Raw genomic sequence first — 13,197 nt, forward strand, 5'->3', positions numbered from 1 at the left:
GATATCTTTGCTATTTTAAAATATGCCAAGAAATATCAATATTTAAAACGTGATACGCTAAATATAGTCAGAGTTTTAGGATATTTGTTGAGTTAAAAAAATAGCTAAAAAATAGCAATAATTGCTACAACTTGAATTTTAGGAAATATCGTTTTTATTACAACATAAAATTGCAGTTCGTCGCACAATGGGGGCAGAGAAATAATTACTGTTTACTTGCTCTCGGAGACGAATAATGGTAGCGATGTCTACGACCGGCAACGCCAACGCAGAAAGTGTTCAGCATCGGCTGACTGTAGAAACTGTAGAAATTGCCCCTAATACTACGGCGATTCGCTGTCTAGACTGGGATCGCGATCGCTTCGATATCGAGTTCGGACTGCAAAACGGTACGACTTATAATTCATATCTAATTAGGGGTGAACAAACAGTTTTAATCGATACTTCTCACCAGAAGTTTCGTCAACTGTATTTAGATACACTAAAAAGTTTAATTAACCCCAAGGCTATTGATTACATTATTGTCAGTCATACAGAACCAGACCATAGTGGTTTAGTCGAAGATGTGCTGCAATTAGCACCAAGAGCAACAGTTTTGGCTTCTAAAATTGCTTTACAATTTTTAGAAGGTTTAGTACATGATCCTTTTTCTAAGAGAATTGTTAAAAGTGGCGATCGCATAGATATTGGTAAAGGTCACGAAATTGAATTTGTCAGTGCGCCTAACCTCCACTGGCCTGATACCATCTTCAGTTACGATCGCAAAACCGAAGTTATCTATACTTGTGATGCTTTTGGGATGCACTTCTGCGACAATCGCACCTTTGATGAAGATTTAGAAGCGATTGAAGCTGACTTTAGATTTTACTACGATTGTTTGATGGGGCCTAATGCGCGATCACTGCTGAACGCAATGAAGCGCATGGGAGACTTGGGCAAAATTAAGATTATCGCCAACGGTCACGGGCCTCTGTTGTACCATCATTTAGATGTGTTAACCGAGTGTTACCAAAGCTGGAGCCAAAGACAAGCCAAAGCAGAAACCACCGTCGGTTTATTCTACGTCGGTGATTATGGCTATAGCAATCTGCTGGTGCAAGCCATTGGCGAAGGTATTCAAAAAACTGGTGTTGCGGTAGAAATGATCGACCTCAGCACCGCAGAAATCCAAGAAATTCAAGAATTAGCAGGTAGAGCAGCTGGTTTAATTATTGGTATGCCTCCCACAACTTCAGTAGCAGCACAAGCTAGTATTAGTTCTCTGCTATCTGTAGTCAAAGATAAGCAAGTAGTCGGCTTGTTCGAGTGCTTTGGCGGAGACGACGAACCCATTGATACTATCCGCCGCAAATTTATCGACTTGGGCGTAAAAGAAGCCTTCCCCGCAATTCGCATTAAAGAAGTTCCCGGCTCATCCGCCTACCAATTGTGTACAGAAGCGGGTACAGACTTAGGACAATTGCTGACAAGAGAACGCAACATCAAGCAAATTAAGTCCCTCGATGTCAACATGGAAAAGGCATTGGGACGCATTAGCAACGGCTTGTATATTGTTACTACTAAAAAAGATGATGTCAGCAGCGCCATGTTAGCGTCCTGGGTAGCACAAGCCAGCTTGCAACCATTGGGCTTTACTATTGCTGTAGCTAAAGACCGGGCTATTGATACTTTAATGCAGGTAGGCGATCGCTTCGTCCTCAACGTCTTAGAAGAAGGCAATTACCAAGAACTGAAAAAACAATTCCTCAAGCGTCTGCATCCCGGCGCTGACCGCTTTGCAGGAGTGAGAACCCAAACCGCCAAAAACGGCTCACCCATCCTTACAGACGCTCTAGCATACATGGAATGTGAAATCCAAAGCAGCATGGAATGCAGCGACCACTACATTTTATACTGCACCGTCGAAGACGGTCGTGTCTCCAAGCCCGACGGATTGACAGCAGTGCGCCACCGGAAGGTAGGGAATTACTACTAGGGATGAGGGGAATGTAGCTTTAGCTTTCCTACGGAACGCTTGCGAGAACGCTACCGCGTTCTCGCAGAGTACCCATAGGGTGGGAGATTAAACAGACAAATTAAGGGATTTTCAATAAATAAATTATCCATGTTGTGGGGCGGGCATCTTGCCCGCCCGGAATATAGGACGGGCAAGATGCCCATCCTACAAGAAGATTTTGGATGTTTTTTTATTAAGTCTCTAAATAAAAATTCTTCCTCATCTCTCCCATCTTCCGCTAGTCCTTATTCCCTAATACCTATGAATTTCATCCAATCAATTAAAAACTGGGCAACATCTACCCGGTTTTTCCAATTTTTTGACAAACCTAAAACAAAATCTATGACTGATTCCAAACCCCGTGACGTACAAATTCTTCCTATTGCTACAAATACTAAAGTTCTCAGAGCGCGTAGTTGGTCACGTTTGCGGTTTGAAATTGAATATGCCTTAGAAAGAGGGACAACCTCTAATGGTTATGTAATTGAAGGTGATAAAACGGCAATTATTGACCCGCCTGTAGAAAGCTTCATGGCGATTTATCTTGAAGCCTTGCAGCAGACAATCAATTTGAAAAAATTGGATTATGTCATTCTGGGTCACTTTAGCCCCAACCGTGTACCCACATTTAAAGCGCTGTTAGAATTAGCTCCGCAAATTACCTTCGTTTGTTCCCTTCCTGGTGCGGCTGATTTACGTGCGGCTTTTCCAGATACCAACTTGAATATTTTGGCGATGCGGGGGAAAGAAACCCTCGATTTAGGTAAAGGTCATGTGTTGAAGTTCTTGCCAATTCCTAGCCCTCGTTGGCCTGCGGGACTTTGTACCTACGACACACAAACCCAAATCCTCTACACAGATAAGATATTCGGCGCACATATCTGTGGCGATGATGTCTTTGATGATAATTGGGAATCCTTCAAGGAAGACCAGCGTTACTACTACAACTGTCTGATGGCTCCCCATGCTGTCCATGTGGAAGCTGCATTGGAAAAAATCTCTGATTTACAAGTGCGGATGTATGCTGTAGGTCACGGGCCTTTGGTTCGTAGCAGCTTGATGGCGTTAACTCAAGCTTATGCAGATTGGAGCCGCGCCCAAAAAGATAGAGAGATTTCTGTCGCTTTACTCTATGCTTCAGCTTACGGTAATACGGCAACATTAGCACAAGCGATCGCCCTTGGACTTACCAAAGGCGGCGTAGCAGTCAAATCAATCAACTGTGAATTTGCTACCCCAGAAGAAATTCAAACCACTCTAGAACAAGCCGATGGTTTCCTCATTGGTTCCCCCACTATCGGCGGTCACGCACCAACCCCCATACACACCGCTTTAGGTATCGTTCTCAAGGTGTGTGATAACAACAAACTAGCTGGGGTCTTCGGTTCCTACGGCTGGAGTGGTGAAGCTTTGGAAATGATTGAAGGTAAACTCCGAGATGCAGGATATCGCTTTGGGGTAGAAACCCTCAAAGTGAAGTTTAAACCCGACGATGTTACCCTCAAGTATTGCGAAGAAGTCGGTACAGACTTCGCCCAAACCCTCAAGAAAGCGAAAAAAGTCCGCGTACCCCAACAAGCTGCTACTCCCGTAGAACAAGCTGTAGGTCGTATTGTCGGCTCAGTTTGTGTAATTACCGCCAAGCAAGGCGATGTCTCTACAGGAATGATGGGTTCTTGGGTTTCCCAAGCCACCTTCAACCCTCCAGGTTTAACTGTTGCGATCGCTAAAGAACGCGCTATAGAATCACTTATGTATCCCGGTGGTAAATTTGCCGTGAATATCTTACCCGAAGGTAATCACTTGGAATACATGAAGCACTTCCGTAAAAGCTTTGCTCCAGGAGAAGACCGTTTCGCCAATTTCACCACAACAGAAGCAGACAACGGTTGTACAGTCCTCGCTGATGCTTTAGCTTATGTAGAATGCTCAGTTGAACAACGTTTAGAGTGTGGCGACCATTGGGTAGTGTACGCCACTGTTGATAATGGTAAGTTACTCAAACCAGATGATGTAACCGCCATAAATCACCGGAAAACAGGTACTCATTATTAGAAGTTAGTAGTAAGAACTAAAGTCCTTCAATTCAGAACTAAGTGCTTAAGCTGTCATTCATTTAAATTGGGTACTCCGATCTGCTATCACAGTTCCAGCATAAGGATTTAGTGTTTTAGCATTACCCGATCTAAATGACGAACAGCTTACTACTAACACGCCTAAACTCAGCCTGCGTTAGCAGGTTTTTTTTATGGGCAAAATTTCCCTAGCCGTTTAGTCAATGAATGTGTAAAGTTTATACAGCACATAGGTGTAAATATTTTTCATAAAGGCAAAATTTAAGACTGTAGAAACTGCTATCAAAATTTTTAATTAAAACTATGGAGCAAAGCGAACAACAGAAGCGCCTTGAGGCTGAACAAAAGTTTCAAGCAGCCCTCGAACAGTTAGAGGATATATTACAGGAAAATCCAACCGAGGAAGAAACTCCAAATACATCTACTGAAGATGTTAGTGAGGCTGAACTTGTGGATGATGGATTTGATATTGATTTAGCCGCCTTAGAAGATGCAGTTGCAGATATTGAACATTTCTTAGAAGAGAGAACAAAATCCCAATAATGGCGACTAACCTTGTATCTTAATTACGAATTACGAATTATCAAGTACCTGTCTCTGCGCTTCATATAACATTAAAGCAGCAGCGATCGCCACATTTAAGGATTCTACACCAGGACTGAGGGGAATCTTCACCTGCTGGTCTGCCATTGCTGCTAAATCTGGCGACAAGCCAGCACCCTCATTGCCCAACAAAATTAAACTGGGTTTTGTCCAGTCTACTTCCCAATAAGTTAACTTAGCTGTGGGTAAAGTTGCTATCACCTGCATTCCCGCTTGTTGACAAGCTTGCACCGTTGCTTTTAAATCTTCACTAACGGCGGTAGCCAAACGAAACCACTGTCCAGCAGATGCACGTAAAACTTTCGGATTATCCAAATCTACACTATCTTGACTCAGCCATAAACCCGAAGCCCCAGCAGCCGCAGCCGTACGAATAATTGTCCCTAAATTACCAGGGTCTTGGATGGTTTCAAACGCCAAAACAACACCAGTAAACGGTACTTGGCTTTGCTGTTCGCCACGTTTTGCCGTAGCCACCACCCCATCTGGTTGTACAGTAGTTGCGATCGCCTGTAATACTTCTTCACTGACAACCTCAGCGCGATCGCATCGACTACAAGCATCTTCCCACAATCTAGAATGGTTCGCTTGCCATTGTGGAGTACAGCACACCACCTCTAAGGGATAATTCACCGCACAAGCTTCTTCCAATAAATGCGTCCCTTCCAACAAGAACAACCCCTGCTTATGCCGTTCTTTGGTAGAGTGCAGCTTGCGAATTTGCTTAACTAAATTATTCTGTAAACTCGTTAACATTAGACTTCTCCAAAAATGATGAAAGCCTCTATCTGGACTGCATACAAGATAAAAATGCACTTATGATAAATTAGACAAATGTACGATAAAATCAGGCTTTGAGATGTTGATTTTGCTTGTTCGCTGGGCAATTCATCATCCCCAGGCGCAGATGGATGCAGTTGATTAGGGTCGAGCATTTCTAAATACCAAGTTGTCACTTCTTGGAGCATAGTTAGGGAAAATCACTCCTTAGCAGACTTCGACTTGGGATAAGCAATCCGTTTATGATGAAACTGCTGCCAAACTTCTACAAATATTTCGGCAATTTCTGTCATTTCTTCCCGCGTTAATCCTGAGTCAATTAACTGATTATCTTGCCATCTAGCGCGGAGAATATTGTTAAGCATGGTTAAAGCTTTGTCAGTATCTGCATCCTTAAGCGATCGCAATGCGGCTTCACAAGCATCGGCTAACATAACGATTCCTGTCTCCCGCGATTGGGGAATTGGCCCAGCGTAACGAAAATCGGCTTCATCCACAATAATGTCAGGATCTGCCTGCGCCATTTGTTCAGCTTGATGATAGAAATAGGCAATCAACATTGTCCCTTGATGTTCGGGGATAAAGGCTTGTATCGCTGTTGGTAAAAGGTGTTTCCGCGCCATTACCAAGCCTTCACTAACATGTTTTTTAATAATTTCCGCACTCTTCCAAGGGTCTTTAATTTCTGTTTCGTGTTTATTTGGCTCCCCCATTTGATTTTCAATAAAGCCCAAGGGGTCGTGCATTTTGCCAATATCGTGATAAAGTGTACCAGCCCTGACTAACTCCACATTACAGCCGAGCTTTTTAGCAGCCGCTTCCGCCAGGGTAGCTACAAATAAAGTATGTTGAAATGTCCCTGGCGTTTCCGTCGCTAACCGTTTTAATAAAGGTCTGTTGGGATTAGCTAATTCTGCTAACCGAATTGGGGTAACTAAATCAAATAGCTTTTCTAAATAAGGACTCAAGCCCAAAGCCACAATACTCCAAGCCAGTCCAGATAAAGTAAATAGTCCGGCTTCTTGGAGAATAAAATACCAGGATGAACCAAAAGCCGCACCAATCAAGACTTTCATCAACAGATAAACACCACCCTGTGTCCCGGCGATCGCTACACCCAACAGTGCTAATTCCTCGCGCGATCGCAGCCTGTAAGCGATGTAACTACCTAATATTCCGCCAGCCGCACCAGCTACTAACCCAATAATGCTAATTTCCAGGCTCATGGGTAGTATAAGCACGAGTAAGCCCATGACTGTTACACTCAACCTACGCCCGTAAAAGCTACCCAACAGCAAACCAACAGCACCCCAGGTAGTATAGGATATACCAGTTACCAGTACTCCAGGGACACTCAAGGTTAGCAATAAAATTAATAGGCGATCGCGTTGACGTAAAGGAGACTTACTTCGTGTCTCCACCAAAACGAAGATACAAACTCCCCCCGTTACTAAACCAGCCAATTTCAGCAAAGCCGGCCAGTTATTTTCTCGGCTAATCAGTTGATAATGCTCTAATACCTGAAAGTCCCACTCAGTAATTTTCTTGCCTTTATTGACAATGACTGCACCTTGTTTGATCTCAACCATGACAGGTTCAACTATAGATGCAGCGTGTTGAGCTTGTTTTTTAGTTTGTTCCTCATCTTTCTTGAGATTGGGTTGCAGTACAGTCAACAATATTTTAGTCGCCAAAGATGCAGAATTTTTGGGGATAAAAGCCTGTACTTGCAAGTTAATAGCTTTTTTTAATACATCATCTGGTAAACCGACAGGAATACCTTGGGCTAAAATCCGCTCCGCAATTTGGCGCACGCCCTTTTGAGTTTTTAACCATTCATCATCTGATAATTCCAACAGAACCGTGTCATGATAAACTGTCTGTGTAGCAATAGTATCTATGTGTAAAAGCTGGACACTAGCTTGAGCGTAGGCTTCTCTTGCTTGAGTAATTCGATTAATCAGTGAAGATAAATTTTGCTCGGCAGTTTTAACACGATAAGTAGACAGTTCTGCCAACGCCTGCATAAACTCAAGTTTTGTAGCGACTTCAGTATCTATCTTTGTAGAACCACCTTGGGCTTGACTTACCTGACCAAGGGAAATGTTAGGTGAGGGAACGCCTGAAGAAGAAGTTTGTGTGTCACTATTGGCGAACTTCTGTTTTTTCTGATTATCGCTGGGCTTGTTCCAGAACGACCCCAATTTCTTTTGATTAATACTATCCAAAGCAACCAACATCATCTGCCATTCTGACTCAGGACAAGACCGCAGATAATCCTGGCTTGATAGAGATAGGATTGAAGTATCATAAAAAGGAAAAGAACCTGCGGTAATGCGAATTTCGTTACCTTCAATCAGAGTTTTTTGTAAATTTTGGTCAATCTGTGCTGTAGTTTTCGCATCAATCATTAATACTGGTGCAGAACTTTTACTAACAGCTTTACGTCTATTTTCTGTTTCTTCTTTATCTTCAATACTATCAGTGTAAGGAGCTTTAATCGTTTGTGGTGCAATCGTGCCTATCTTAAGTTTAGGTTGATTGTATAACTTATGACCAAGTACTCCAGTAAAGGATACAATAGCGATCGCCAAAACAACTGAGGAACGCTGTTCATGCACCCAGCCTAGCCTTACTGCACTAATCCAACTTTTATTTTTGAGCGATTTTGCCATTTTGCTAGCTATCTCAGTCTAAAAAGCTGATACAACGAGCTTTTTTCTAAGTGTACAAATTAGGGAGTAGGGAATGGTGAAGATGAGGAGTGGGGGGAGATTAGGGAGTTTTGTACATCGTTTCTCCCTCATCTCCACTAACCTATTCTCCTCTAATAACACGAGGTGCTGCATAAACGGAAATGGGAACTGATTTATTAGACATGAGAGATCCTGATTTTGAAAACTCATGGGGATGTGAGTCAAGATTATACACTCCTGACCATACCGCCCCAAGGGCATCGGCTAATTCTAGCATTTGCTGGAGGTTCCTTTCTTCGTCCAATGCTGAGTCTGTTGATAAAAGTGACATCTGCCAATTAGCAGGAATACCCACAGTACTGTTGTAACTTCCAGATAAAGCACCAGTAATAGCTGTTATTGTTGATGAGTCGGCAGATTCTAACTTTAAGCTACGCCATACTGACAAACGAAAGTCTTCTAAAGTGCTGAGAAAGCAGTAAAAAGCTACAGCTACAGCATAAGAAAGTTTTTCCTCTTTACTCAACTGGGCTTTTAATCTTTCTATGCCAGCACGCTCTTCTAAAAGCTGATCTACAATTAATAATTTCTGCGGAAGTAATGTCTCGGTTTCCCCAATGAAAGAGATGATTTGCGGTATAAGTGTTTGGGAACGCAGTTTTTCTGTTAGCGATTGAGCGATCGCATACCCTATCGTTAGTGTACTATCACGAATAACTGGGTCATCATTACCAATTTTTAGCACCCGCAGCAAATTCTGACGCAGCTTAACCGGATTTTCGTGAAAAAACAACGCTACTGGAATTGTGGCAAAAATTATGTTTATTTGATTACCTGAGTTTTCCGGCGAAGGGTTAAATTCTTTTTGGTAAAGCCCTAACCATTCATCTAAATCTAACTTCCCCAACTTGATTAAGCTCTCCGCACCAGGAATAATACTTTTAATAAATTGAGAGCAACTTTCGCTGTATTTATTTCCGTCATTTATAACTAAACTTTCTCCTAATACTCCTCCCAGCAAAGTTCCCTTAAATCTACTAACCAACGAGTAGCGCATAATTGTAATGAGTTAAAAGCAAGTTGTTCTACCTTTCTACTTTTAACTCTATTTAAGAGAAAGTGCTGAGTACTGAGTAATGAGTAAGAATTTTCTTCATCTCCTCCCTGTCAACTGTCAACTGTCAACTGTCAAACAATTTTAGATTTTGGATTTACGATTTTGGATTTACGATTTTAGATTTGTTCCGCCCACCAGGGCCAGGGCTTGAACCAAAAATAATCCAAAATCCAAAATTTAAAATCTAAAATTAGTACGGTCAACTGTCAACTATTAACTGCCTTCTAACTTCTCAAATTCTCTATCAAAGCCTGTAAACCCAGTAGATAGCTCTGCACACCAAAACCGCTTATCTGCCCTATCACCACCGGAGCAATGTAGGAATGATGGCGGAAGTCTTCTCTACGGTAGATATTGCTGAGATGGACTTCTACTGTAGGTAAATTTACAGCAGCGATCGCATCTCGTAAAGCCACGCTGGTATGGGTATATGCTCCTGCGTTAATCAAAATTCCTTGATGTTTCCCCAGAGCCGCATGAATAGCATCTACTAACACTCCTTCATGGTTTGACTGGAGGGGAAACACTTGAGCCTGTAAATTTAGCGCTACTTCTGCTAATAATCTATTTATTTCAGCCAAAGTTGTAGAGCCATAAACGCCGGGTTCTCTTTTGCCCAGCATATTTAAGTTTGGCCCATGCAGCACCAAAATACTTAGAGGTTGCACTGTCAAAGTTTGTACCTTCAGGCTTCTAACGACGACGTGAGCGATCGTTTACAGGAATCGGAATCAGTTCCGGTTCCGGCTCTGCTTCTGGCCCTAGCAGAGACTCTATAAGTTTGCGGGCCAATTGTTTCAGCTTTTCCAGTACCTTTTCTATATAGTCCATTAAACTGACCGCTCCTGAGATACTAACTCAATTTTGACTAACAGCTACGCACCAACTTGCGTAATTTTGCACCTCTGGCCTACAACTGGGCTGATAGATAATTTTTTATTGCAGCCCCAGGCAAATTTTAAAGTTTCAGTGTTGTTATCTCCCTTACTTTTTAGATTATCACATCCGCAGCTTATCGCACTGCTTCTTAAGGTGGTCATTAGTTCATAGTCATTAGTCCTTAGTCATTAGTCCTTAGTTAATATTTTTTTAACTATTGACAGTTGACCTTGTATCAAGCACCCAAAATTCAAGAAAAAACGTAAATTATGAAATCCTGACTCAGCCAGAATTTTTGAATTTTGAACTTTGAATTTTGAATTGACTGTTAAGCTCCTTTTTTCTTTGTCGCAGTGCTAGACGATTTAGCTGTGGATTTGGATTTTGTGGCTGTGGTTTTACTGCTTTTGCGTGTAGTTTTAGAGGTTGACGCTTTGGCTGATAGTAACTCTAACGCGGTAGCTAGTGTCACATCTTCAACTGACGTACCTTCTGGGATACCTACATTTGTCTTACCGTGTTTGATGTAAGGGCCATAGGGGCCGTCGTAGATGTTGATTGGTGCATCGTCTTCTGGGTGTGTACCTAGTTCCCGTAGAGCAGCTTTTGATTTGCTACTAGTAGAACCACGAACTTTTTTCGGTTCAGATATCAACTCTAACGCTCGTTCTAGGGTAATTGTCAAGACATCATCACTTGCTTTCAGGGAGCGATAGTCTTTACCTTCTTTCCCTTGGTCGTGGACGACATATGGGCCGAAACGTCCTAAACTAGCTTGAATTTTCCCTCCAGTTGTTGGATGTGTTCCTAATGTCCGGGGTAGGGATAAAAGCCCAATACCCGTTTCTAAGCTGATATTTTCTGGGGTCACACCTTTGGGTAGAGAGGCTTGTTTGGGTTTGGGATTTTCGTCAGTTTTATCACCCAATTGGACGTAAGGCCCATAAGCGCCAATTTTCACGTAAATTGGTTCTCCCGTTTCGGGATGGCGACCGAGTTGGTCTGGCCCGACAGTTTTTTGGCGGAGGATGACTTCTACCTGTTTAGGGTCGAGGTCGGCTGGTGTTAAGTCTTTGGGAATTGAGGCTGTGATAACACCCTCACCATTTTCTACCTCAATATAAGGCCCATATTTTCCGATACGAACTTTCGCATCTAGGTTTTCTAGTTCTACGGTTCTAGCTTTAGTCGCATCAATTTGGCTTTCCCGTTCTTTGACTAGGGTTTCTAACCCTTTATCACCTAAATAAAAATCCCGGAGGTAAGGTAGCCACTCAGCTTCACCATCAGCAATATCATCCAGGGTTTGTTCCATTTTGGAGGTAAAGCTGGGGTCAACGATATCAGGAAAGTGTTTCTCTAACAGGTCGGTGACAGCGAAGGCGGTAAAGGTGGGGATGAGGGCGTTATTTACCAGTTGGGTATAACCCTTATCGATGATTGTACCGATAATGCTGGCGTAGGTACTAGGACGACCAATCCCTTCACTTTCTAGGGTTTTAACTAGAGTTGCTTCGGTGTACCTTGCTGGGGGTTGGGTTTCGTGACCTACCGCTTCAAGATTTTTACAATCTGGATGATCCCCAACTTTTAGGTTAGGTAGGATAATTTCCTGGTCTTCCAATGCTGCATCTGGGTCATCAGAACCTTCAACGTAGGCGCGTAAATACCCAGGAAAATCAATCCGCTTACCGGAAGCACGAAAACCTGCGTCTTCGACTTGCAACTGAACGGTGATTTGGGTTTGGCGAGAGTCTGCCATTTGACAGGCGACGGTACGCTTCCAAATCAAATCATAGAGGGCAAATTCTCGACCGCTTAAGCCAGTTTCTTGGGGTGTGCGGAAGGTGCTACCAGCCGGACGGATGGCTTCGTGGGCTTCTTGTGCGCCTTTGGATTTGGTTGTGTATTGCCGGGGTTGGGGGCTGAGATATTGTTTACCGTATAACTGTTCTACACAACTTCGCGCAGCTGCGATCGCCTGTTCTGACAAATGCACCGAATCTGTACGCATATAGGTAATGTACCCTTGCTCGTACAAGTTCTGAGCAATCCGCATTGTATCCCGTGCTGACAGGCGCAGTTTCCGGTTAGATTCCTGTTGTAATGTCGAAGTGGTGAACGGTGGCGCAGGTTTGCGTGTAACTGGGCGTTCGTCCACCTCTGAGACATTCCAAACTTTGCCTGTGAGGCGTTCTTGCAGGGCAGTTGCTTCAGTTTCACTTAGCAGCACGACATTGCGCCCGGCGGCGATTTGTCCTGTTGATGGGTCAAAATCGCTACCAGTTGCCACTTTCGTACCTGCTAGGGTAATTAGCTGGGCGGTAAAGGGGCCTTTATGTTGCTCCAGGTATGCCTTCAAGTCCCAGTATGTACCTTCACGGAAAGCGCGGCGTTGGCGTTCTTTAGTTACCAGCAGTCGCACCGCTACAGACTGTACCCGTCCCGCAGACAAACCCCAGGCAATTTTCTTCCACAACAGGGGCGAAAGAGTATAGCCGACTAAACGATCCAAAATCCGCCGTGTTTCTTGAGCGCGTACTAGCTGCTCATCGATATTACGGCAATCTTTTAAAGCTTTTTTGATGGCTTCCTGAGTAATTTCATGAAACACCATCCGCTTAGTCGGCACTTTTGGCTTCAGTATTTGGTATAAATGCCAACTAATACTTTCGCCTTCCCGGTCTTCGTCAGTTGCCAGAATCAGTTCATCAGCCTCTTTCAGCGCTTCCTTGAGCTGGGTGACAACTTTCTTTTTGTCTTTAGGGACAACATACACTGGTTCAAAGTCAGCGTCCACATTTACCCCAAGCTGCGCCCATGCTTCCCCTTTAACAGTGGCGGGAATTTCACTAGCTGACTGGGGTAAATCACGCACATGACCCATCGACGCTTCTACTCGATAATCTTTGGGTAAGTAGTTGCGGATGGTACGAGCTTTGGTTGGAGATTCGACAATGACGAGGGTTGACATGGAATTTCAAAAAAAAGAGCAGCTATGAAGCTAAACAGTCAAATTGATGTAATTTCGGTGAATTGTCAAGATGAAAC

General features: G+C 43.3%; 10 protein-coding genes. 3 read left to right on the forward strand and 7 right to left on the reverse strand.

Going from position 1 to position 13,197, the window contains the following annotated elements:
- Positions 1-235 precede the first annotated feature (235 nt).
- From NSMS1_RS16940 to NSMS1_RS16950, 3 genes are all read left to right on the forward strand, one after another.
- The gene (locus NSMS1_RS16940; protein ID WP_224085809.1) at positions 236-1,975 is read left to right on the forward strand and encodes a diflavin flavoprotein; all 1,740 of its coding nucleotides are present in this window, start codon (positions 236-238) and stop codon (positions 1,973-1,975) included.
- 363 nt (positions 1,976-2,338) lie between these two features.
- Positions 2,339-4,051 (forward strand): diflavin flavoprotein, encoded by a 1,713-nt coding sequence (locus NSMS1_RS16945; RefSeq protein WP_224085811.1) that lies wholly within the window; start codon positions 2,339-2,341, stop codon positions 4,049-4,051.
- 323 nt (positions 4,052-4,374) lie between these two features.
- The gene (locus NSMS1_RS16950; RefSeq protein ID WP_224085814.1) at positions 4,375-4,614 is read left to right on the forward strand and encodes a hypothetical protein; all 240 of its coding nucleotides are present in this window, start codon (positions 4,375-4,377) and stop codon (positions 4,612-4,614) included.
- Between the two features lie 30 nt (positions 4,615-4,644).
- On the opposite strand, the gene NSMS1_RS16955 is transcribed toward NSMS1_RS16950, so the two are convergent.
- The 7 genes from NSMS1_RS16955 to topA all read right to left on the reverse strand — a co-directional run bounded on the left by NSMS1_RS16955 (position 4,645) and on the right by topA (position 13,120).
- On the reverse strand, positions 4,645-5,430 hold the full coding sequence (locus NSMS1_RS16955; RefSeq protein ID WP_224085817.1) for a TrmH family RNA methyltransferase: 786 nt from the start codon (positions 5,428-5,430) through the stop codon (positions 4,645-4,647).
- On the reverse strand, positions 5,430-5,642 hold the full coding sequence (locus NSMS1_RS16960) for a hypothetical protein (protein ID WP_224085820.1): 213 nt from the start codon (positions 5,640-5,642) through the stop codon (positions 5,430-5,432). The genes NSMS1_RS16955 and NSMS1_RS16960 overlap by 1 nt, the downstream gene beginning before the upstream one ends.
- A gap of 12 nt (positions 5,643-5,654) precedes the next feature.
- The gene (locus NSMS1_RS16965) at positions 5,655-8,129 is read right to left on the reverse strand and encodes an HD family phosphohydrolase (protein ID WP_224085822.1); all 2,475 of its coding nucleotides are present in this window, start codon (positions 8,127-8,129) and stop codon (positions 5,655-5,657) included.
- Positions 8,130-8,271: 142 nt separating this feature from the next.
- The gene (locus NSMS1_RS16970; RefSeq protein ID WP_224085825.1) at positions 8,272-9,207 is read right to left on the reverse strand and encodes an ADP-ribosylglycohydrolase family protein; all 936 of its coding nucleotides are present in this window, start codon (positions 9,205-9,207) and stop codon (positions 8,272-8,274) included.
- Positions 9,208-9,491: 284 nt separating this feature from the next.
- Positions 9,492-9,935: a type II 3-dehydroquinate dehydratase gene (gene aroQ, locus NSMS1_RS16975; protein ID WP_224095259.1), complete on the reverse strand. Its 444-nt coding sequence runs from the start codon at positions 9,933-9,935 to the stop codon at positions 9,492-9,494.
- Between the two features lie 25 nt (positions 9,936-9,960).
- Complete coding sequence (locus NSMS1_RS16980) at positions 9,961-10,059, reverse strand: DNA topoisomerase I (RefSeq protein ID WP_162470529.1); 99 nt, start codon at positions 10,057-10,059, stop codon at positions 9,961-9,963.
- A gap of 415 nt (positions 10,060-10,474) precedes the next feature.
- Complete coding sequence (gene topA / locus NSMS1_RS16985; RefSeq protein ID WP_224085827.1) at positions 10,475-13,120, reverse strand: type I DNA topoisomerase; 2,646 nt, start codon at positions 13,118-13,120, stop codon at positions 10,475-10,477.
- Between the last annotated feature and the right edge of the window lie 77 nt (positions 13,121-13,197).

It is taken from the genome of Nostoc sp. MS1 (assembly GCF_019976755.1).
Classification (GTDB): Bacteria; Cyanobacteriota; Cyanobacteriia; order Cyanobacteriales; family Nostocaceae; genus Trichormus.

Coding starts and splice junctions, on each gene's coding strand:
- NSMS1_RS16940 (WP_224085809.1), top strand. CDS start 236: ATGGTAGCGATGTCTACGACCGGCAACGCCAACGCAGAAAGTGTTCAG.
- NSMS1_RS16945 (WP_224085811.1), top strand. CDS start 2,339: ATGACTGATTCCAAACCCCGTGACGTACAAATTCTTCCTATTGCTACA.
- NSMS1_RS16950 (WP_224085814.1), top strand. CDS start 4,375: ATGGAGCAAAGCGAACAACAGAAGCGCCTTGAGGCTGAACAAAAGTTT.
- NSMS1_RS16955 (WP_224085817.1), bottom strand. CDS start 5,430: ATGTTAACGAGTTTACAGAATAATTTAGTTAAGCAAATTCGCAAGCTG.
- NSMS1_RS16960 (WP_224085820.1), bottom strand. CDS start 5,642: ATGCTCCAAGAAGTGACAACTTGGTATTTAGAAATGCTCGACCCTAAT.
- NSMS1_RS16965 (WP_224085822.1), bottom strand. CDS start 8,129: ATGGCAAAATCGCTCAAAAATAAAAGTTGGATTAGTGCAGTAAGGCTA.
- NSMS1_RS16970 (WP_224085825.1), bottom strand. CDS start 9,207: ATGCGCTACTCGTTGGTTAGTAGATTTAAGGGAACTTTGCTGGGAGGA.
- topA (WP_224085827.1), bottom strand. CDS start 13,120: ATGTCAACCCTCGTCATTGTCGAATCTCCAACCAAAGCTCGTACCATC.